At 72.9% G+C, this 19,742-nt stretch carries 20 protein-coding genes; 12 read left to right on the top strand and 8 right to left on the bottom strand.

Going from position 1 to position 19,742, the window contains the following annotated elements:
- Window positions 1–91: 91 nt before the first annotated feature.
- The 4 genes from AB0J53_RS44810 to AB0J53_RS44795 form a co-directional block, all read right to left on the bottom strand.
- Window positions 92–1,387, bottom strand: a complete 1,296-nt coding sequence (locus AB0J53_RS44810) for an MFS transporter (protein ID WP_364184407.1) — start codon at window positions 1,385–1,387, stop codon at window positions 92–94.
- Between the two features lie 57 nt (window positions 1,388–1,444).
- Window positions 1,445–1,849 (bottom strand): hypothetical protein, encoded by a 405-nt coding sequence (locus tag AB0J53_RS44805; protein ID WP_364184404.1) that lies wholly within the window; start codon window positions 1,847–1,849, stop codon window positions 1,445–1,447.
- Between the two features lie 66 nt (window positions 1,850–1,915).
- Window positions 1,916–2,791 (bottom strand): aldo/keto reductase, encoded by an 876-nt coding sequence (locus AB0J53_RS44800; protein ID WP_364184401.1) that lies wholly within the window; start codon window positions 2,789–2,791, stop codon window positions 1,916–1,918.
- On the bottom strand, window positions 2,782–3,693 hold the full coding sequence (locus tag AB0J53_RS44795; RefSeq protein ID WP_364184398.1) for an NAD-dependent epimerase/dehydratase family protein: 912 nt from the start codon (window positions 3,691–3,693) through the stop codon (window positions 2,782–2,784). The genes AB0J53_RS44800 and AB0J53_RS44795 overlap by 10 nt, the downstream gene beginning before the upstream one ends.
- A gap of 71 nt (window positions 3,694–3,764) precedes the next feature.
- Here AB0J53_RS44795 and AB0J53_RS44790 point away from each other — a divergent pair, with 71 nt between their 5' ends.
- A complete protein-coding gene (locus AB0J53_RS44790; RefSeq protein ID WP_364184395.1) occupies window positions 3,765–4,655 on the top strand; it encodes a LysR substrate-binding domain-containing protein in 891 nt (296 codons plus the stop codon).
- Here the strand turns inward: AB0J53_RS44790 and AB0J53_RS44785 are convergent.
- The gene (locus AB0J53_RS44785) at window positions 4,652–6,313 is read right to left on the bottom strand and encodes a class I adenylate-forming enzyme family protein (RefSeq protein ID WP_364184392.1); all 1,662 of its coding nucleotides are present in this window, start codon (window positions 6,311–6,313) and stop codon (window positions 4,652–4,654) included. The two genes, AB0J53_RS44790 and AB0J53_RS44785, sit on opposite strands and share 4 nt — an antisense overlap.
- A gap of 204 nt (window positions 6,314–6,517) precedes the next feature.
- Here AB0J53_RS44785 and argC point away from each other — a divergent pair, with 204 nt between their 5' ends.
- The 8 genes from argC (at window position 6,518) to AB0J53_RS44745 (ending at window position 14,532) form a co-directional block, all read left to right on the top strand.
- A complete protein-coding gene (gene argC / locus AB0J53_RS44780) occupies window positions 6,518–7,540 on the top strand; it encodes an N-acetyl-gamma-glutamyl-phosphate reductase (RefSeq protein ID WP_364184389.1) in 1,023 nt (340 codons plus the stop codon).
- Window positions 7,537–8,688, top strand: coding sequence for a bifunctional glutamate N-acetyltransferase/amino-acid acetyltransferase ArgJ (argJ, locus tag AB0J53_RS44775; RefSeq protein ID WP_364184386.1), 1,152 nt, complete (start codon window positions 7,537–7,539; stop codon window positions 8,686–8,688). Before argC ends, argJ begins: the two co-directional genes overlap by 4 nt.
- Window positions 8,685–9,560, top strand: coding sequence for an acetylglutamate kinase (gene argB, locus AB0J53_RS44770; RefSeq protein ID WP_219502242.1), 876 nt, complete (start codon window positions 8,685–8,687; stop codon window positions 9,558–9,560). Before argJ ends, argB begins: the two co-directional genes overlap by 4 nt.
- Window positions 9,557–10,723, top strand: a complete 1,167-nt coding sequence (locus tag AB0J53_RS44765) for an acetylornithine transaminase (RefSeq protein WP_364184382.1) — start codon at window positions 9,557–9,559, stop codon at window positions 10,721–10,723. The genes argB and AB0J53_RS44765 overlap by 4 nt, the downstream gene beginning before the upstream one ends.
- Window positions 10,720–11,640, top strand: coding sequence for an ornithine carbamoyltransferase (gene argF, locus AB0J53_RS44760; protein ID WP_364184379.1), 921 nt, complete (start codon window positions 10,720–10,722; stop codon window positions 11,638–11,640). The genes AB0J53_RS44765 and argF overlap by 4 nt, the downstream gene beginning before the upstream one ends.
- Window positions 11,637–12,155 (top strand): arginine repressor, encoded by a 519-nt coding sequence (locus tag AB0J53_RS44755; protein WP_219502250.1) that lies wholly within the window; start codon window positions 11,637–11,639, stop codon window positions 12,153–12,155. Before argF ends, AB0J53_RS44755 begins: the two co-directional genes overlap by 4 nt.
- 215 nt (window positions 12,156–12,370) lie before the next feature.
- The gene (argH, locus tag AB0J53_RS44750; RefSeq protein WP_357587435.1) at window positions 12,371–13,795 is read left to right on the top strand and encodes an argininosuccinate lyase; all 1,425 of its coding nucleotides are present in this window, start codon (window positions 12,371–12,373) and stop codon (window positions 13,793–13,795) included.
- 5 nt (window positions 13,796–13,800) lie between these two features.
- The gene (locus AB0J53_RS44745) at window positions 13,801–14,532 is read left to right on the top strand and encodes a DNA-3-methyladenine glycosylase (protein WP_364184375.1); all 732 of its coding nucleotides are present in this window, start codon (window positions 13,801–13,803) and stop codon (window positions 14,530–14,532) included.
- Here the strand turns inward: AB0J53_RS44745 and AB0J53_RS44740 are convergent.
- Window positions 14,472–14,873, bottom strand: a complete 402-nt coding sequence (locus AB0J53_RS44740) for a PH domain-containing protein (protein WP_364184373.1) — start codon at window positions 14,871–14,873, stop codon at window positions 14,472–14,474. The two genes, AB0J53_RS44745 and AB0J53_RS44740, sit on opposite strands and share 61 nt — an antisense overlap.
- An 84-nt stretch (window positions 14,874–14,957) precedes the next feature.
- Here AB0J53_RS44740 and tyrS point away from each other — a divergent pair, with 84 nt between their 5' ends.
- A complete protein-coding gene (tyrS, locus tag AB0J53_RS44735) occupies window positions 14,958–16,223 on the top strand; it encodes a tyrosine--tRNA ligase (protein WP_219502254.1) in 1,266 nt (421 codons plus the stop codon).
- 57 nt (window positions 16,224–16,280) lie between these two features.
- Here the strand turns inward: tyrS and AB0J53_RS44730 are convergent, their stop codons facing one another.
- Entirely contained in the window at window positions 16,281–17,747 is a 1,467-nt protein-coding gene (locus AB0J53_RS44730; RefSeq protein ID WP_364184369.1) for a glycosyltransferase family 39 protein, read from the bottom strand.
- A 31-nt stretch (window positions 17,748–17,778) separates the two neighbouring features.
- Here AB0J53_RS44730 and AB0J53_RS44725 point away from each other — a divergent pair, with 31 nt between their 5' ends.
- Entirely contained in the window at window positions 17,779–18,369 is a 591-nt protein-coding gene (locus AB0J53_RS44725; RefSeq protein ID WP_364184366.1) for an HAD family phosphatase, read from the top strand.
- Window positions 18,370–18,386: 17 nt separating this feature from the next.
- On the opposite strand, the gene AB0J53_RS44720 is transcribed toward AB0J53_RS44725, so the two are convergent.
- Window positions 18,387–18,770 (bottom strand): PPOX class F420-dependent oxidoreductase, encoded by a 384-nt coding sequence (locus AB0J53_RS44720; RefSeq protein ID WP_364184364.1) that lies wholly within the window; start codon window positions 18,768–18,770, stop codon window positions 18,387–18,389.
- 89 nt (window positions 18,771–18,859) lie between these two features.
- Between AB0J53_RS44720 and AB0J53_RS44715 the strand changes: the two genes are divergently transcribed.
- The gene (locus tag AB0J53_RS44715; protein WP_364184361.1) at window positions 18,860–19,306 is read left to right on the top strand and encodes a MarR family transcriptional regulator; all 447 of its coding nucleotides are present in this window, start codon (window positions 18,860–18,862) and stop codon (window positions 19,304–19,306) included.
- Window positions 19,307–19,742 lie beyond the last annotated feature (436 nt).

Below are 19,742 nucleotides of genomic sequence, written 5' to 3'. Positions count from 1 at the left end.
CGTGATCTGGCACAACGACAAGACCGGTCAGCCCATCGCCCGCTCACTCACCGCCTACGACCACTGATCCCAACCCCTTGGAATCAATCATCTAGGCGGTCGTCGGCTCCTGGGCGCGGCGCGCCCGCTCCGCCAGCGCGTGCTCGTCGGTACGCGCGTCGTAGCGGCGGAAGGCGGGCAGCGCCGCGCTCAGCAGCGCTACCGCGCCCACGCACATCAGCCCGCCCAGGCCCAGCGATAGCCTCGGCCCGCCGAGCTGGCCCATCAGCGACGCCCTGGCGTTGCCCAGCATCGGCCCGGTCGAGTAGGACAGCAGCTCGATGCCCGCCAGCCGGCCGCGCATCTCGTTCGGGATCGTCTGGTTCCACATCGTCATCCGGAAGATGCCGCTGATCATGTCCGCGGCCCCGGCCAGGGCCAGGCAGGCGACCAGCGCCCAGAACTGCGGGATCGCGGCGGCCAGCGCCACCGCGACGCCCCACACCGACGCGGCCACGATCACGCCGAGCCCCTGCCGCTGCACCCGGGCCGCCCAGCCGCCGGTCACCGAGGCGATGAGGGAGCCGATCGCGCCCGCCGAGTAGAGCAGGCCGACGGCCGGCAGCGCCCCGTACTCCTCGGCCAGGCCGGGGAACAGCGCGATGGACATGGCGAACACCATCGCCGCGATGTCCACCAGGTAGGTGCCGACCAGGTCCTTGCGGCTCATCGCGTAGCGCAGCCCGTCGATCATCGACCTGATCGAGGCGGGCTGGGCGTCCTCGGCCGGCGGGCGGGAGCCGATCCGCCACAGCAGCGCCAGCGACAGCAGGAAGCTGACCGTGTCGAGCCCGTAGGCGAAGGCCGCACCCCATTCGGCCACCAGCCAGCCGCCCAGCGCGGGGGCGGCGATCGCGCCGAAGTTCCACCGCAGGCTCGTCAGCACCGCCGCGGCGCCGAGCTGCTCGTGCTTGACCACCTGCGGGATCAGCGACTCCATGCTGGGCCGCTGCAGGCACGTGATGCCCACCGCCAGCGCCCCGACCACGTACAGCACCCAGATCTGCGGCTCCGGCAGCATGGCGTTGACCATGAGCGCCGCCGCCGTCACGGCCAGCCCGACCTCGCTCAGCAGGATGATCCTGCGCCGGTCGAGTGAGTCGGCGATCGCGCCGCCCCACAGCCCGCACACGACCATGGGCACGAACTCGACCAGGCTCATCATCCCGACGGCCACGTACGAGCCGGTGAGCTGCCACATCTGGAACGGCAGCGCCACCATCGTGATGAACGTGCCGAACATCGTCACGACGCCGGAGGCCATCAGCAGCCGGAAGTCACGCGAGTCACGCAGCGGGCTCAGGTCCGGGGCGAGTCTGCTGAGCTGGGATATCACACGACGGCGCACGGGCGTCGATTGTCCACGCCCGTGCGCGTTCCCGGCAAACCGTTTTCGCCCCGGTGGTCAGCGGAGCTTGCGCAGGCCCATGATCTGCAGCTCGGCGAACACGCCCACCACGAGCGCCTGGGCGATGGCCCACACCGCGCCGATCGTGGTGAACTCCATCATCCCGGTGATCACGGCGGCGACGCTGCCGAGCGTCCAGGCGATGTTCAGCCCGATCACGGCCTTGACGCCCGCCTGGCTGACCGTCCCCCTGGCCGCCAGGAGGCCGACGGCGACGCCGTACACGAGCAGGAACGCCCCGATGCCGCGCAGCAGGCCCGCGTCCGGCCCGAGCAGGTCGCTCACCAGGCCGGCCCCGGCGAGGTAGACCAGCCCGTTGGTGCCGGTGACGACGGCGTCGAGGGCCAGCACGAGGCGCAGGAACTTGGCGCGGCCGGTGGTGGCGACGGTGAGAGTGGTCATCTCGCTTCTCCTTCAAGGATTCTGTCCGACACCGCAACCGTGCCATCACGGGCGTAGGCGGCGCGATTACGCGTGAGGTAATGCGGCCTCCGGGCGGCGGTTCAGGCGGGCGAGCTCGCCGGGGGTGAGCCTCAGCCCGGCGGCGGCGGCCGAGTCGGTGATCGAGGCCGGCCGGGTCGCGCCCGGGATGGGGATCACCTGCGGGCTCAGCGCGAGCAGCCAGGCGAGGCAGACGCGCTGCGGGCTCACCCCGCGCTCGCGGGCCACCTCGTGGAAGACGGTCCCCCCGGCGGGCTCGCCGCTCTCCAGGGCGCTGCGGGAGATGCCGCCGAGCGGGCTCCACGGCAGGAACGCCAGCCCGAGCTCGTCGCACAGTCGCAGCTCCGGCTCGCCGTCGCGGACGGCGGGGGAGAAGCGGTTCTGCACCGACACCAGCCTTTCGCCCAGGTCGAGCCGGGCCCGGGCGATCTGGTCGCGGTCCACGTTGGACAGGCCGATCATGCGGATCTTGCCCTCGTCGTGCAGCTCGCGCAGCGCCCCGACCGACTCGGCGAACGGCACCGCCGGGTCCGGCTTGTGCAGCTGGTACAGGCCGATGGCCTCGGCGCCCAGCCGCCGCAGCGACGCCTCGCAGGCGCGCCTGAGGTGGCGCGGGTCGCCGTTCACCGTCCAGGAGCCGTCGCCGGGCCGCCCCCGCCCGCCCTTGGTGGCCACCAGGACGCCGTCGACGCCCCGCAGGGCCCGGGCGACGAGCCGCTCGTTGTGGCCCTCCTCGCCGGCGTGCCAGTGGTAGGAGTCGGCCGTGTCGATCAGCGTGACGCCGGCGTCCAGCGCCGCGCGGATCGTGGCCACGGCCCGGTCGCGGTCCGGCCGCCCCTCGACGGACAGCGGCATCGCGCCCAGCCCGACGGCGCCCACGCGGACGTCCCCGATCACGCGCACCCCGCCACCCGCCCCTCCGCGACCCCCGCCACGACCTCCGCCGCCACGCCCGGCAGCCAGGCGCCCAGCTCCGAGAAGCGGAACCCGAGCCCGCTCGCCCGGCCGTTGTCCAGCGCGTACGCGCGCCCGAACGAGTACGGGGACACCTCCTCGCCGACGGTGTAGACGGCCCGGCCGGCCCCCGCGGCGGCCAGCGCGTCGCACAGCCCGAACACGTCGGCCTGCCCGTGCGAGCAGGCGTTGACCGGCCCGGTGAACGAGCCGCGCACCGCCCACACGAGCACGTCGGCGATCTCCGCGTGGCTGACGAACGTCGCCGGGCGGGGCCGCCGGTGCACCACGATGGGGACGCCGTCGCGCATCCGCCGCGCGTAGTGGGCCAGCCGCCCGGTGAAGTCGGCCCCGCCCAGCACGTGCGCGGTGCGCACCGCCACCACCTCGAACGGCGGGCGCCCGGCCAGCACCGCCTCCGCCTGCCGCTTGCCCTCGCCGTAGTGGGCCGCCAGGAAGCCCGGGTCGCGCCACGGCAGCTCCGGCCGCACCGGCCAGGCGCCCGCGTCCACCGCGTCCTCCGCCCACGGGCCGCCGTCGAGCCGGTCGTACACCTCGGCGGTCGAGGTCATCACGTAGCGGCCGGCGCGCCCGGCGAAGACGCGCCGCGCCGACGCCGCCTGCAGCGGCGTGTAGCAGACCTGGTCGAGCACCACGTCGAAGGAGCGTCCCGCGAGCGCGGCCCGCAGCCCCGCCTCGTCGTCGCGGTCGGCCGCCACGTGCCGCACCCCTTCGGGCACGGGGGCCGAGCCGCGGCTGACCACGGTCACGTCGGCCCCCTCGTCGCGCAGGCGCTCGACCACCCGCCTGCCGAAGTACCGGCTGCCGCCGATCACGCACACACTGTCCATGCGCACAGCCTCGCGGCACTACAGTCATCAGCGGTAGTGGTGATCTGCTTATCCGGTCGTAAGGAGCACTGATGATCGATGTCCAGCGCCTGCGGGTGCTGCGCGAGGTCGCCCGGCACGGCAGCTTCAACCGCGCCGCCGCCACCCTGCGCTTCACCCCGTCGGCCGTCTCCCAGCAGATCGCCGCCCTCGAACGCGGTCTCGGCCTCCCGGTGGTCGAGCGCAGCACGCGCGGCGTGACGCTCACCGCGGCCGGACGCACGCTGGTGGAGACCGCCGACGCCATCGCGGCCGAGCTGGCCGACGCCCAGGAGCGCCTCGACCGGCTCTCCCGCCAGAGCGCGCGGTTCACGGTCGCGGCGTTCGCCAGCGGCGGCAGGCGGCTGCTGCCGGCCGCGCTGGCCGCCTTCAGCGCCCGGCATCCCGAGGCGGAGCTGACGATCCTGGAACGGGAGCCGGAGGAGAGCCTGCCGCTCGTCCGGGAGGGGCGGGCCGACCTCGCCCTCGCCTACCACTTCGACGGCCCGCCGCCCGCCAGGCCGGGCGACCGGTCCGGCCTCGACTGGACGCCGCTCGCCGCCGACCCGCTCCAGGTGGTGCTGCCCGCGGGCCACCCGCACGCCGGGCGCGCCGCCGTGCACCTGGCCGAGCTGGCGGGCGAGCGGTGGGTGCTCGGCTGCCTCAAGACGGCCGGGCTGATGGACCGCTACGCCGCGCTGTCCGGGTTCGAGCCGCGCGTCTGCTGCGCGGCCACCGACTACGGCTTCGCCCAGTCGCTGGTCGGCGCGGGCGTCGGCGTCGCGCTCATCCCGAGCGTCGCGCTCGGCGACACGCCCGGCCTGGTCGCCGTGCCGCTGGAGCCGCCCGCCCCGGCGCGTCACATCGGCGTGGCCACGCCGCGCCGCCACCGCGGCGCCGCGCAGCCGTACGTCGAGTCGCTGCTGGAGCTGCTGCGCGGTTAGGCGCCCAGCACCTCCCTGCGCAGGCGCGTCTTGAGGATCTTGCCGCCGGGGTTGCGGGGCAGCTCGGTGTCGCGGAACCACACGTGCGCCGGGATCTTGAACTTGGCGATCCGGTCGGCCAGGAACGCCGTCAGCTCCTCGCGCGTGGCCGAGGCGCCAGGGGCGAGCCGGATCACCGCCCCGACCTCCTCGCCCAGCTCGTCGTGCGGCACGCCGATCACCGCCACGTCGTCCACCGCCGGGTGCTCGAACAGCGCGGCCTCGACCTCGGCGCAGTAGACGTTCTCGCCGCCCCTGATCACCATGTCCTTGGCCCGGTCGACGATGTAGACGAAGCCCTCCTCGTCGATCCTGGCCAGGTCGCCGGTGTGCAGCCAGTTGTCGACGAACGTCTCGGCGGTGGCCTGCGGCTTGTTCCAGTAGCCCATGATCACGTTCGGGCCGCGCAGGCAGAGCTCGCCCACCTCGCCCGGCGGCAGCTCGTCGCCCATCGGGTCCACCACGCGCACGTCCACCACGGCCGTCGGGCGGCCGATGCTGTCGGGCTTGGCCTGGTAGTCGGCGCCGCCGTTGCCGATGGCCAGCGCGGTCGTCTCGGTCATGCCGTAGCCGTTGGACGGCGCCCGGTCGGGCAGGTTCGCGGTGATGCGCTCCAGCAGCTTGGGCGGGGCGGGGGCGCCGCCGTAGCCGAGCGTCGTCAGCGAGGACAGGTCGTGCTTGCCGAAGTCCGGGTGCGACATGAGCTGCCAGGCGTTCGTCGGCACGCCGATCATCGCGGTGACCTTCTCCCGCTCGATCAGCTCCAGCGCCTGCTTGGGGTCCCACTTGTACATGAGCACCAGGCCGCCGCCGCTGAAGATCGTCGTCATCAGCGCCGAGAAGCAGCCCGTCACGTGGAACAGCGGCACCGTCAGCAGCGTCACCCGGCGCACCGCCGACGCCTCGGCGTAGTCCTTGCCCGCCATCGTCACCGCGCGCATCAGCCCGTAAGCGACCGTCATCGGCGCCTGGCCCAGGTTGCGGTGGCTGCCCAGCGCGCCCTTGGGGCTGCCGGTGGTGCCGGAGGTGTAGAAGATCGTGGCCGGGTCCTCGGGGGACAGTTCCACGTCGGGCAGCCGCACGCCGGGCTCGACCACGCCCAGCACGTCCTCGAACGAGCGCGCGCCCGCCGGGACCTCGCCGCGGGCGACGATCAGCGGCACGCCGGTGCCGGTCAGCCGGGCCGCGCGCTCCCCGTCGGCGACGATCACCTTGGCGCCCGAGTCGCTGACCCCGTAGGCCAGCTCCTTCTCCGTCCACCAGGCGTTGAGCGGCACCGCGATGGCCCCGGCGGCCAGCGCCGCCGAGAACGCGATCGACCACTCCGGGTAGTTGCGCATGGCCACGGCGACCCGGTCGCCCTTGCTGACCCCGTACTCCTCGACGAGCCGGTTGGCGAGCGTGGCGGCCCTGCGGAAGTGGTCCTCGAACGTGACGTGCTCGTCCTCGTACACCAGGAAGACCTTGTCGCCGTGGAAGGCGCTGTTCTCCAGCAGGGTGCGGAAGTGGCCGGGGGCGTGCTTCCACGTCCGTATCCCGCTCTCGCCGATCTCCTCGACCTCGAAGAGCTGGCCAGGGCCGGTGAGCTGGGCTTGCACCTCGGCGTGCGACAGGGTCATGACGCAGAACTCCCGCAGTGGAACGGCATCCGGATAAATCACAGTACCGACCGGTTAGTACGTCGCGCTAGACCAATGTTCCGGAGTTCCTGATCTCGACATGTGGGACGGCGAGACGCCTCGACTTGCATGTTCATCATCGGGAGTACATAGTCTTTACAAGCAAGCCTATGAGCTATGATGCATGATTATGCAGGAGGTCAGATGAGAGCCGCGATCGCCGGAGCCAGCGGCTATGCGGGCGGCGAGCTGCTCCGCCTGCTGCTCGGCCATCCGGAGCTGGAGATCGGCGCCCTCACCGCGGCGTCCAGCGCCGGCAGCGCGCTCGGCTCCCACCAGCCCCACCTGCCGCAACTGGCCGACCGGGTCATCCAGGAGACCACCACCGACGCCCTCGCCGGGCACGACGTCGTCTTCCTCGCCCTGCCCCACGGCCACTCCGCCGCCGTGGCCGCCCAGCTCGGCCCCGCCACGCTCGTCGTCGACTGCGGCGCCGACCACCGGCTCGCCGACCCCGCCGCCTGGCAGGAGTTCTACGGCGGCGAGCACGCCGGCACCTGGCCCTACGGCCTGCCCGAGCTGCCCGGCCAGCGCGAAGCGCTCAGGACCACCCGCCGCGTCGCCGTCCCCGGCTGCTACCCCACCTCGGTGCTGCTCGCGCTGACGCCCGCGTTCGCCGCCGGGCTCGCCGAGCCGGACGTGGTCGTCGTCGCCGCCAGCGGCACCAGCGGCGCCGGCAAGTCGCTCAAGCCCGGCCTGCTCGGCAGCGAGGTCATGGGCTCCGTCAGCGCCTACAGTGCCGGCGGCGTCCACCGCCACACCCCCGAGATGGAGCAGGGCCTCAGCGCCGCCGCGGGCGCGCCCGTACGGGTCTCGTTCACCCCGACGCTCGCCCCCATGAGCCGCGGCATCCTGGCCACCTGCACGGCCCCCGCCCGGCCCGGCGTCACCCGCGACTCGCTCCGGGCGGCCTACGAGACGGCCTACAAGGCGGAGCCGTTCGTGCACCTGCTCCCCGAGGGAGCCTGGCCCGCCACCGCCATGACCTACGGCGCCAACACCGCCGCCCTCCAGGTCGCGCTCGACGAGCGCGCGGGCCGGGTGATCGCCGTCATCGCCATCGACAACCTGACCAAGGGCACGGCCGGAGGCGCGATCCAGAGCGCCAACCTCGCCCTCGGCCTCCCGGAAGAGCTCGGACTTCCCACGACAGGAGTTGCTCCATGAGCGTGACCGCCCCCCTCGGCTTCAGGGCCGCGGGCATAGCCGCAGGCATCAAGGCCGGCGGCGCCCGCGACCTGGCCCTCGTCGTCAACGACGGGCCGAGCCGTGCCGCCGCCGGCGTCTTCACGGCCAACCGCGTGAAGGCCGCCCCGGTGCTCTGGTCGCAGCAGGTGCTGCGCGGCGGGCGGCTGCGAGCGGTGGTGCTCAACTCCGGCGGCGCCAACGCCTGCACCGGCCCCGAGGGCTTCCAGGACACCCACGCCACGGCCGAGAAGGCCGCCGCCGCGCTCGACGACTCCGCGGGCGAGATCGCGGTCTGCTCCACCGGCCTGATCGGCGAGCGGCTGCCGATGGACGCGCTGCTGCCCGGCGTCGAGCTGGCCGCCTCCCAGCTCTCCCGCGACGGCGGCCTGGCCGCCGCCGACGCGATCCGCACCACCGACACCGTCTCCAAGATCTCCTTCAAGCGCGGCGACGGCTACATGGTGGGCGGCATGGCCAAGGGCGCGGGCATGCTCGCCCCCGGCCTGGCCACCATGCTCTGCGTCATCACCACCGACGCCGACCTGACCGCCGAGCAGCTCGACACCGTGCTGCGCCGCGCCACCTCGCGCACCTTCGACCGGCTCGACACCGACGGCTGCATGTCGACCAACGACACCGTCCTGCTGCTGTCCAGCGGCGCGGCGGGCGTGAGGCCCGAGCTCGCCGAGTTCGAGCAGAAGGTCACCGAGGTCTGCGCCGACCTCGCCCGTCAGCTCCTCGTCGACGCCGAGGGCGCCTCCAAGGCCATCGCCATCGAGGTCATCGGCGCCGCCTCCGAGGACGACGCCGTCACCGTCGGCCGCGCGGTCTCCCGCTCCAACCTGCTCAAGTGCGCCATCCACGGCGAGGACCCCAACTGGGGCCGGGTGCTGGCCGCCGTCGGCACCACCGACGCCGTCTTCGAGCCCGACCGGCTCAACGTCGCCATCAACGGCATCTGGATCTGCCGCGCCGGGGCCGTCGGCGACGACCGCGCCAAGGTCGACATGCGCCCCCGCGACGTGACGATCACCATCGACCTGTCGGCCGGCCCCCACACGGCCACCGTCCACACCACGGACCTGACGGCCGACTACGTCCACGAGAACTCGGCGTACTCCTCATGAGGGCCGGCACCGCGCAGGCGAAGGCCGGCACGCTCATCGAGGCGCTGCCCTGGCTGACCCGCTTCCACGGCGCGACCGTCGTCATCAAGTACGGCGGCAACGCCATGACCGACGAGTCCCTCAAGGCGTCGTTCGCCGAGGACGTCGTCTTCCTGCGCTACGCCGGGCTGCGCCCGGTCGTCGTGCACGGCGGCGGCCCGCAGATCAGCGAGCACCTCGACAAGCTCGGCATCGAGTCCACGTTCACCGCCGGGCTGCGCGTCACCACGCCCGAGGCCATGCAGGTCGTCCGGATGGTCCTGGTCGGCCAGGTCGGCCGCGACATCGTCGGGCTGCTCAACCAGCACGGCCCGTTCGCCGTCGGCCTGTCGGGCGAGGACGCCCACCTGTTCACCGCCGAGCGCAAGAGCGCCGTCGTCGACGGCAGCCCCGTCGACATCGGCCAGGTCGGCGAGATCGTCGACGTCCAGGCCGGAGCCGTGCGCGCGCTGCTCGCCGACGGCCGCATCCCCGTCGTCTCCAGCGTGGCGCGCGGCGACGACGGGGAGATCTACAACGTGAACGCCGACACCGCGGCCGCCGCGCTCGCCGTGGCGCTGCAGGCCGACAAGCTCGTCGTCCTCACCGACGTCGAGGGCCTGTACGCCAACTGGCCCGACGACTCGGAGGTCATCAGCCGGCTCGACGCCGCCGAGCTGGCCGAGCTCATGCCGACGCTGTCGAGCGGCATGGTGCCCAAGATGGAGGCGTGCCTGACCGCGGTCAAGGGCGGCGTGCCGCAGGCCCACGTGCTCGACGGCCGGGAGCCGCACGCGCTGCTGCTGGAAATCTTCACCAACGAAGGAATCGGAACGATGGTGGTGCCCTCATGAGCCTCTTCGACAGGTTCGAGCAGGCCTTCATGCCCAACTACGGAGTCCCCCCGATCGCGCTGGCGCGCGGCGAGGGCACCCGCGTCTGGGACGTCGACGGCCGGGCCTACCTCGACTTCATCGGCGGCATCGCCGTCACCTCGCTCGGCCACGCCCACCCGGCGCTCGTCGAGGCCGTCTCCACCCAGGTGGCCACGCTCGCCCACACGAGCAACCTGTTCCTGCACGAGCCCGAGGTGCTGCTCGCCGAGAAGCTGCTGGAGCTGCTCCAGGCCCCCGGCCGCGTCTTCCTCGCCAACTCCGGCACCGAGGCCAACGAGGCCGCGCTCAAGCTCGCCATCAAGTACGGCAAGCGCCACGGCCGCACCTACTTCGTGGCCGCCGAGAACGGCTTCCACGGCCGCACCCTCGGCGCCCTGTCGCTGACCGGCAAGCAGGCGATCCGCGACCAGTTCGGCCCGTTCCCGGTCGACGTCCGCTTCGTCCCCTACGGCGACGCCGACGCGCTGAAGGCGGCCGTGACCGGCGAGTGCGCCGCCGTCTTCCTGGAGCCCACGCAGGGCGAGGCGGGCGTGGTCCCGCCGCCCGACGGCTACCTGGCGGCCGCCCGCGAGATCTGCGACGCCGCCGGCGCGCTGCTGGTGGCCGACGAGATCCAGTCGGCGATCGGCCGCACCGGCCACTGGTTCGCCCACCAGGCCGACGGCTGCACGCCCGACATCCTCACACTGGCCAAGGGCCTCGGCGGCGGCCTGCCGATCGGCGCCTGCGTCGGCTTCGGCGAGGCGGGCACGCTGTTCGACAAGGGCGACCACGGCTCGACGTTCGGCGGCAACCCGGTCTCCTGCGCCGCCGCGCTGGCCGTGCTCGCCAACGTCGACCTCGGCCACGTCCGCACGGTCGCCGCGCGGCTGCGCGACGGCCTGGAGGCGATCGGCCACCCGCTGCTGAAGGGGGTGCGCGGGCGCGGCCTGTGGCTGGGCGTCGTCCTCACCGAACCGGTCTCGGCGCGGGTCCAGAAGGCCGCCGCCGACGCGGGCTTCCTCGTCAACGCCCTGCAGCCCGACGCCGTACGCCTCGCGCCCCCGCTGGTCGTGACCGAGCAGGAGATCGACGCCTTCGTGACGGCGTTCCCCCGGATTCTCTCGGAGGCAGCCAAATGACCCGCCACTTCCTCAAGGACGACGACCTCACGCCCGAGGAGCAGGCCGAGGTCCTCGACCTGGCCGCCGCGATGAAGAAGGACCGGTTCGGCTACCGGCCCTTCGAGGGCCCCCAGTCGGTCGCCGTCCTGTTCGACAAGCCGTCCGCGCGCACCCGCGTGTCCTTCCACACCGGCATCGGCGAGCTCGGCGGCCTGCCGCTCATCGTCGACGGCGTCTCCACGCTCATGGGACGCGGCGAGCCCACGGAGGACATCGCCCGCGTGCTCGGCAGGCAGGTGTCCGCCATCGTCTGGCGCACCAGCGGCCAGGAGCTGATCGAGACCATGGCCGCCCACGCCGGCGTGCCCGTGGTCAACGCGCTCACCGACGACTACCACCCCTGCCAGATCCTCGCCGACCTGCAGACGGTGCGCGAGCGGTTCGGCCGCACCGCCGGGCTGACCCTCGCCTACACCGGCGACGGCGCCAACAACATGGCCCACTCCTACCTGCTCGGCGGAGCCACCGCCGGCATGCACGTACGGATCGCCGCCCCGCCCGGCTACCAGCCCGACGCCGTCATCCTCGGCCGGGCCGCCGCCATCGCCGCCCGCACCGGCGGCTCGGTGGTCGCGCTGTCCGACCCGGCGGCCGCCGTCCAGGGCGCGCACGTGGTCGCCACCGACACCTGGGTGTCGATGGGCCAGGACGGCAAGGAGCGGCGCATCGCCGACCTCATGCCCTACCAGGTCAACGACGAGCTGCTGGAGCACGCCGACGCCGAGGCGATCGTGCTGCACTGCCTGCCCGCCTACCGCGGCCACGAGATCACCGCCGAGGTCCTCGAAGGCCCGCGCAGCGCCGTCTGGGACCAGGCGGAGAACCGGCTGCACGCGCAGAAGGCCCTGCTCCACTGGCTGATGAGCGAGACATGACGATCCCGATGACCAAGGCCGGCAGACAGGCCAAGATCACCGACCTGCTGCAGCGGCAGCCCGTCCGCTCCCAGCCGGAGCTGGCCAAGCTGCTCGCCGAGAGCGGCGTCGAGGTCACCCAGGCCACCCTGTCCCGCGACCTCGACGAGCTCGGCGCGCTCAAGCTGCGCGCCGAGGACGGCTCCCTCGTCTACGCGCTGCCCGGCGAGGGCGGCGGGCGCATCCCGCTCGCCCGGCTCGGCACCGGCGAGTCGCCTGCCGCCCGGCTGCACCGCATCGCCGAGGAACTGCTGGTCAGCGCCGAGGCGTCGGCCAACCTGATCCTCGTCAGGACACCGCCGGGAGCCGCCCAGTTCCTGGCCTCCGCCATCGACCACGCCGACTGGGAGTCCATCCTCGGCACCGTCGCCGGCGACGACACGATCCTGGTCATCAGCCGCGACCCGCTCGGCGGGCAGGCGGTGGCCGAGGCGCTGCTGAAGACCGCCGACAGGCGCAGCCAGCACGCCGAGTGACGAAGTTCGACCCATGACCGCGAGAGTGGTCCCGGCCCGCCCGGGAGGGCCCGGCACGTCCGCCGCCCTCCCGGCGCCGCCGGGCGCCACACCGCCGGCCGCGACCTGGCCACAGGGTTCGTGCACCCGCCTTCCAAGATCGCCGCGACCCGCGACGCGAGGAACGGCCGGGGTGCACTATGGTCGCGGAGACGGTGGCAGGACAGTTTGAGGAGATGACGGTGAGTGATGGCAAGCCGATGCGGCTGTGGGGCGGGCGTTTCGAAGGGGGACCGTCCGACGCGCTGACCCGGCTGTCGGTGAGCGTGCACTTCGACTGGCGGCTGGTGCCGTACGACCTGGCGGCGTCCAGGGCGCACGCCCGCGTGCTGCACAGGGCGGGGCTGCTCAGCGCGGACGAGCTCGAGCGCATGATCGGCGCCCTCGACGACCTGGAGCGCGCCTGCAAGGCCGGCGAGTTCCGGCCGACGGTCGCCGACGAGGACGTGCACACCGCCCTGGAGCGCGGCCTGCTGGAGCGGCTCGGCTCGCTCGGCGGCAAGCTCCGCGCCGGCCGCAGCCGCAACGACCAGATCGCCACCGACCTGCGCCTCTACCTGCGCGACCACGCCCGCACGATCGTCTCGCGGCTGGTCGAGCTGGAGACGGCGCTCATGGCGCAGGCCGAGCAGCACGCCGAGACGGCCGCGCCCGGCATGACCCACCTGCAGCACGCCCAGCCCGTCTCGTTCGGCCACCAGCTCCTGGCCCACGTGCACGCCTTCGCCCGCGACGTCGACCGGCTGTCCGACTGGGACCGGCGCGCCGCCGTCTCGCCGCTCGGCGCGGGCGCGCTGGCCGGCTCGTCGCTGCCGCTCGACCCGCAGGCCGTGGCGGAGGAGCTCGGCTTCTCCTCGGCGGCCCCCAACTCGATGGACGCCGTCGCCGACCGCGACTTCGCCGCCGAGTTCCTGTTCGCCGCGGCGATGATCGGCACCCACCTGTCGCGGCTGGGCGAGGAGATCGTCCTGTGGGCCTCGCAGGAGTTCCGCTGGATCGAGATGGACGACGCCTACTCCACCGGCTCGTCGATCATGCCGCAGAAGAAGAACCCCGACGTGGCCGAGCTGGCCCGAGGCAAGTCCGGCCGCCTCATCGGCAACCTCATGGCGCTGCTGACGACCCTCAAGGGCCTGCCGCTGACCTACAACCGCGACCTCCAGGAGGACAAGGAGCCGGTGTTCGACTCGGTCGACACGCTGCTGCTCGTCCTGCCCGCGATGGCCGGCCTGGTCGCCACCATGCGCGTCAACACCGCCCGCATGGAGGCGTCGGCCCCCGACGGGTTCGCGCTCGCCACCGACCTGGCCGAGCTGCTGGTGCGGCGCGGCGTGCCGTTCCGCGAGGCGCACGAGGCCGTCGGCCACCTGGTCGTGTGGTGCCAGGTCAACGACAAGGACCTCGGCGACCTCACCGACGACGAGCTGGCCAAGGTGTCGGCCCACCTGACGCCCGACGTGCGTGACGTGCTCAACGTGCCCGGCGCGCTGGCCGCCCGCAAGGCCCACGGCGGCACCGCCCCCGACCGCGTCCGCGACCAGCTCGTCGCGCTGCGCGAGTCGGTCGACGCGCAGGCGGCCTGGGCGGCGGGCGAGTCCTGACCGCAGTGTCGTCATCCGCGCTGTCCTTCGAGCCGCTGCCGCGCGGCTTCTTCGACCGGCCCTCCCACGAGGTGGCGCCCGACCTGCTCGGGCGCGTCCTCGTGCACAGCGGTGCTGACGGGTCCGTCGCCGTGCGCCTCACCGAGGTCGAGGCGTACGGCGGGCCCGGCGAGGACCCCGCCGCCCACACCTACCGGGGCAAGACGCCGCGCAACGCCGTGATGTTCGGCCCGCCGGGACACCTGTACGTGTACTTCACGTACGGGATGCACTTCTGCGCCAACCTGGTCTGCCTGCCCGAGGAGCACGGCTCGGCGGTGCTGCTGCGGGCCGGCGAGGTGGTGGCAGGCCTCGGCCTGGCGCGCGAGCGGCGCTCGAACGGGACCAGGCGGCCCGCGGACCGTGACCTCGCCCGCGGTCCCGCCCGGCTGGCCGTGGCGCTCGGGCTGCGGCGCGAGCACAACGGGCTCGACGCCGTCCTGGACGGGGTGGCACCCGGCTTCACGCTGGGAGACCGGCTCACCGGGTGGCCCGCCGGGGCGGCGGCCGTGCTCGAAGGCCGCCCGCCCGCCCGCGCGCGGATCCGGTCAGGCCCCCGGACCGGGATCTCGACGGCCAAGGACACGCCGTGGCGGTTCTGGATCGACGCCGACCCGACCGTCTCGCCGTACCGGGCTCACGTGCCGCGGCGGCGCAACGCCGCGGCCACCTCCGTGGGCGAGGCGCCCAGCTCGTGAGGGCTGAAGATGTGCAGATGGTCGCCGGTGTCGATCTCCAGCATCTCGCTGCGCAGCCCGAACCGCGTCCGCACGTCGACCTTGACGTCCTGGACGTCCTCCCACGGCACGTGCCGCCGGCCGGCGAAGCCGTGCGTCACGGTGATGCCGCTCTCGTCGGCCGCCAGCCGCACCGGCACCAGCACGTCACGCAGGCCCATCGCGCCCACCAGCACGGCGGCGGGCACGGCCAGGATCACCCCGCGCAGGTCGCCGCCGAGATACCAGTAGACGGCGAGCCCGGCGCACGCCAGAGCCCCTAAGATCTTGAAAACGGCCAGCTCGCGACGGACCCTCCACATGGGGACCGAGACTATCCAAGTAGCGGTCACTCCACGCGATCGGGCACGCTGTAACCACCCGACACCTACCGGAAAGCCAGCACCGTGACCGACATCCTCGACGACCTCGCCTGGCGAGGCCTGATCGCGCAGTCAACCGACCTCGACGCCCTGCGCGCGTCCATGGCCAAGGGGCCGATCACGGTCTATGCGGGCTTCGACCCGACCGCCGCCTCCCTGCACGTCGGTCACTTCGTCCCGCTGCTCACGCTGCGGCGCTTCCAGCTCGCCGGCCACCGGCCGATCGGGCTCGTCGGCGGCGCGACCGGGCTGATCGGCGACCCGAGCGGCCGCAACACCGAGCGTTCGCTCAACTCCGGCGACGTCGTGGCCCAGTGGGTGGAGCGGCTGCGCGGCCAGGTGGGCCGGTTCCTCGACTTCGGCGAGGTGCCCAACGCCGCCCTCATGGTGAGCAACCTCGACTGGACCGGCGAGCTGTCGGCCATCGACTTCCTGCGCGACATCGGCAAGCACTTCCCGGTCAACCGGATGCTCGCCCGCGAGTCGGTGTCGGCCCGGCTGGCCGGTGAGGGGCTGAGCTACACCGAGTTCAGCTACCAGATCCTGCAGTCCAACGACTACCTGGAGCTGTTCCGGCGCTACGGCTGCACGCTGCAGATCGGCGGCAGCGACCAGTGGGGCAACATCACCGCGGGCGCCGACCTGGTGCGCCGCATCGAGGGCGCGCACGTGCACGCGCTCACGCTGCCGCTCATCACCAAGGCCGACGGCACCAAGTTCGGCAAGACCGCGGGCGGGGCCCTCTGGCTCGACCCGGAGATGACCTCCCCGTACGCCTTCTACCAGTACTTCCTCAACTCCGACGACCGTGACGTGATCCACTACCTCAAGGTGTTCACGTTCCGCGGCCGGGAGGAGATCGAGGAGCTGGAGAAGGCGGTCGCCGAGCGGCCCTTCGCCCGCGAGGCGCAGCGCACGCTGGCCGAGGAGCTCACCGAGCTGCTGCACGGCAAGCAGGAGCTGGCGGCCGTGGTCGCCGCGTCCAAGGCGCTGTTCGGCCAGGGCGCGCTGGAGGAGCTGCCGGCCGCGACGCTCGGCGCCGCGCTGGCCGAGGTGCCGAAGGCCACCGTGCCGGCGCTGGGCGCGACGCTGGTCGACCTGCTGGCCGACAGCGGCCTGGTCGAGTCCAAGTCGGCGGCGCGGCGCGCGGTCAAGGAGGGCGGCGCCTACCTCAACAACGTCAAGATCACCGACGAGTCCTACGTCCCGTCGGGCGACGACCTGCTGCACGGGCGCTACCTGGTGCTGCGGCGCGGCAAGAAGTCGATCGGCGGCGTTGAGGTCGGCTGACGGCCCACAGGATCAGGCGGAGGCGGGCTCTCGTTCCGGGGGCCCGCCTCCGGTCGTTCACGGGGCGGTGTAGAGCGCGACCGTGAGTCCCGGCAGGTCGGCCGAGTGCCAGGCCGACTTCTGCTCGAACCCGGCCTCGCGCACCGCCTCGACCCGGGGCAGCCGGGCGCCGCTCGACTTGGCGCCGCGCCACACGACCCACACCCGCTCCCGCCCGGTCAGCGCCTCGGCGACGTCGTCGCGCTCGGGGAAGCCGAACCCGTCGGGGTCCGGGGCGGTGCCGATCCTGAGCACGTCGTCCGGCGTCGCCCCGGCGCCGTAGTAGTCGAACCCGGCCCTGACCGAGCTCTGGCCGTAGACGATCGCGTCGCCCGGCCGCACGTCCATCCTGCGCAGCGCCCACGGGACGTCCTCGAACCGGCCGTTCGGCTCGCGCACCTCGACGTGCTGGGCGAACCCGGCCGCCACCGTCACCGCCACCAGCGCGCAGCACGCGGCCACGGCCATCCTCGGCACACTCGCCGCCGCCAGCCCGGCCAGCAGCGCCAGCGCCGGAGCGGTGACGAAAAGGTAGCGGTCCACGTACACAGGTGTCACCAGGTGGGAGACCGCGAGCAGCAGCAGCGGCGGCAGGACCAGCCACCCGAGCAGCGTCGCCGCCCACACCCGGCCCCCGGGCCGGGTGCGCGCCGACCACCACAGCAGTCCCGCGCCCGCCAGCGCCACCGCGAACAGCGGCAGGCCCGCCTCGGCCGCGCCCGCCGCCATCTTCGGGAACTTCAGCAGCACCTCGGGACCTCGCTGCGGGATCCAGCTGATCGCGTGCCGCTCGCCGTAGCCCACCAGGCCGAGCACCACGGCCGGCACGCCGCCGGCGGCCAGCGCGGGCAGCGTCCGCAGCAGCAGGTCCCGCCGCGACAGCAGCGCGACGGCCGCCACGAGCTGCGCGGGCAGCACCAGCACGGCGAACAGGTGCGTGCAGCACACCAGCGCCACGCTCACCCCGTACACCACCCACCGGCGGGCCGCCTCCGGCCGCTCGGCCGCCCGGTGCAGCGCCCAGAACGACAGCACGACTGCCGCGGCGGCGAACGCGTAGGAGCGGGCGAACGCCCCGTAGTAGGACACCGACGGCAGCACCGCGAAGACCGCCGCCGCCGTCACCCCCGCCCGCGTGCTGTGCAGCCGCCTGCCCAGCGCGACCAGCAGCCCCGCCGCCACCGCGATCGCCAGCGCCGACGGCAGCCGCAGCCACAGCTCGGCCGTGCCCGCCTTGGCCCAGAAGTGCATGAACACGTAGTAAGGCAGGAAGTGCCCGTCGATGTGCTGGGCCAGCTCCCACAGCCCGGCGAGCGAACGGGACGCGGCACTGATCGTGGCCAGCTCGTCGCCGTTCAGCGTCGCCGCGCCCGTCCCGCTGAACGCGACGGCTCCCGCCGCCGCCCCCGACAGCCACGCGCTCGCGTGCCCGCGCGTATGGGGTTCCGGAGTGGTGGGCGGGGCTAGTGTGGCGGCACTGGTCACCGGGGCAGGATACGCGCATAAGCTCGGAAGCATGCCCGAAGTGATCGTTTTCGATTTGTACGGTGTCATCGCCAGGACGCAGACCGACGAGGCCAGACAGCAGCTCGTCGACCTGGCCGGGGTGTCGGCGGAACGATTCTGGGAGGCGTACTGGGCCTGCCGGCCGCCCTACGACGCCGGGCAGCCGAGCGACCTCTACTGGGCGGCCGTCGCCGAGCGGCTCGGCGCGCGGTTCGCCGACGTGGCGGCGCTGACCGAGGCCGACCTGGAGAGCTGGTCCCACGTCGACCCCGAGATGGTGGCCCTCGTGCACGAGCTGGCCGACAGCGGACGCCGGCTCGGGCTGCTGTCGAACATCATCGAGGACCTGGTGCCCGTCTGGGAGGAGCGGCACGGCGACTGGCTGGGCCGCTTCGACGCGCTCACCTACTCCTGCCGGATCGGCGTGGCCAAGCCCGACCCGCGCGCGTACGAGATCTGCGCCTCCCGGCACGGGGTCGCCCCGGGCGACGTGCTGTTCTTCGACGACAACGAGGCGAACGTGGTGGCGGCGCGGCAGGCGGGGATGGCGGCCGAGCTGTTCGTCTCCGCCGGGCAGGTGCGCGCGAGCGTCGCCCGCTGACCGCGGGCGCCCCGGCGCTACTGGCTGGTCGTGTGCGTGGGGCGGACGACGATCACGACGCGGCGGGCGGCGTCGCCGACCGGCCGCTCGTACGGCAGGCCGTAGCGGGTGGCCAGGACGTCGAAGAAGTCGCCGGACGGGTCGGGCTCGACGCGCTCGACCACGCCGCGGATCTCCAGATAGCGGTACGGCTGGTCGGGGTCGTTGACGGAGACGGCCACCTCCGGGTGGTCGGCGACGTTGCGGCACTTGCGGCGGTCGGTGGTGGTCGTGAAGCGCAGGTGCTCGCCGTCCCACACCGTCCAGACCGGGTTCACCTGCGGCGCGCCGCCGGGCCCGATGGTCGCCAGGTGCGCGAACAGCGGGCGGGTCAGCAGGTCGAGGTGGCTCTCGGGAATCACGTTGCGATCTCCTTCGTGATGGCTGGCGCAGGGGACGATATCAAAGCTTTGATGATTATCAAGACTCGAAGCCTTGTACGCTTGCCGTCATGGTGGACATGCCCGCGCAGGAGCGGCTCGGCCTCGACATCAAGCGGGCCGAGCAGGAGCTGATCGCGGCCAAGCAGGTCGCGGTCCGGGCGGCGGGCCTGACGGTCCCGCAGTACGCGGCGCTGTTCGCGCTGGCCGGCAACCCCGGCATCTCGGGCGCCGCGCTGGCCAGGGCATGCTTGGTCACCCCGCAGGCGATGACCGTCGTGCTCAAGAACCTCGAGGAGCGCGGCCTGGTCGAGCGCACCCCGCACCCCTGGCACCGCAACGTGCTGGAGACCCGGCTGACCGAGCCGGGGCGCGTCGCGCTGGAGACGGCCGACGCCCGCGCCGTCGTCATCGAGCGCGCGATCGCCGACGAGCTCGACGACGCGGAGCGCGACACCCTCCGCGCCCTGCTCGCGCGGTGCGGCGAAGCGATCCGCCGGGCTTCGTCCGAACTGTGAGCGGCGTGTGATTTGACGTCCGGCGAATCGCGACCTAATGTTTGACCTCGCCCCGGGAGCGAGCCGGACGCCTGACACGGCGGACGGGCCCCAGGGCAGCCCCTTGAGAACGAACCACTCGGCTGTGGGCGCTCTTGCGCGTCATGGCACGAGTCGTCTCGGGTGTCTGTTGGATCACCGCGAAAAATCGGTTGATTCGACAGGAACCGGATGCCACGGTAAGTTACGAGGGTTGCCTCGGAGACGGGGCGCGCAATCCTAAGCGGGTTGAGCGATCGGAAACAAATTCTCGGATTTGACAGCCGATCGAGCGGCCTGATAGGATTGCGAAAGACGAGATCGCGCCTCTCGCAGGACTGGGGAGCAAGCGTCCGTTTCTTGAGAACTCAACAGTGTGTCAAAAGCCAGTGCATGAAGTTTTTCATGCAACACCTCG

The organism is Nonomuraea sp. NPDC049725, assembly GCF_040674795.1.
Classification (GTDB): domain Bacteria; phylum Actinomycetota; class Actinomycetes; order Streptosporangiales; family Streptosporangiaceae; genus Nonomuraea; species Nonomuraea ceibae.
This window is presented reverse-complemented; position numbering and strand designations above follow the sequence as displayed.

Coding starts and splice junctions, on each gene's coding strand:
- AB0J53_RS44805 (WP_364184404.1), bottom strand. CDS start 1,849: ATGACCACTCTCACCGTCGCCACCACCGGCCGCGCCAAGTTCCTGCGC.
- AB0J53_RS44795 (WP_364184398.1), bottom strand. CDS start 3,693: ATGGACAGTGTGTGCGTGATCGGCGGCAGCCGGTACTTCGGCAGGCGG.
- AB0J53_RS44790 (WP_364184395.1), top strand. CDS start 3,765: ATGATCGATGTCCAGCGCCTGCGGGTGCTGCGCGAGGTCGCCCGGCAC.
- AB0J53_RS44785 (WP_364184392.1), bottom strand. CDS start 6,313: ATGACCCTGTCGCACGCCGAGGTGCAAGCCCAGCTCACCGGCCCTGGC.
- argC (WP_364184389.1), top strand. CDS start 6,518: ATGAGAGCCGCGATCGCCGGAGCCAGCGGCTATGCGGGCGGCGAGCTG.
- argJ (WP_364184386.1), top strand. CDS start 7,537: ATGAGCGTGACCGCCCCCCTCGGCTTCAGGGCCGCGGGCATAGCCGCA.
- argB (WP_219502242.1), top strand. CDS start 8,685: ATGAGGGCCGGCACCGCGCAGGCGAAGGCCGGCACGCTCATCGAGGCG.
- AB0J53_RS44765 (WP_364184382.1), top strand. CDS start 9,557: ATGAGCCTCTTCGACAGGTTCGAGCAGGCCTTCATGCCCAACTACGGA.
- argF (WP_364184379.1), top strand. CDS start 10,720: ATGACCCGCCACTTCCTCAAGGACGACGACCTCACGCCCGAGGAGCAG.
- AB0J53_RS44755 (WP_219502250.1), top strand. CDS start 11,637: ATGACGATCCCGATGACCAAGGCCGGCAGACAGGCCAAGATCACCGAC.
- argH (WP_357587435.1), top strand. CDS start 12,371: ATGACGGTGAGTGATGGCAAGCCGATGCGGCTGTGGGGCGGGCGTTTC.
- AB0J53_RS44740 (WP_364184373.1), bottom strand. CDS start 14,873: ATGTGGAGGGTCCGTCGCGAGCTGGCCGTTTTCAAGATCTTAGGGGCT.
- AB0J53_RS44725 (WP_364184366.1), top strand. CDS start 17,779: ATGCCCGAAGTGATCGTTTTCGATTTGTACGGTGTCATCGCCAGGACG.
- AB0J53_RS44715 (WP_364184361.1), top strand. CDS start 18,860: ATGGTGGACATGCCCGCGCAGGAGCGGCTCGGCCTCGACATCAAGCGG.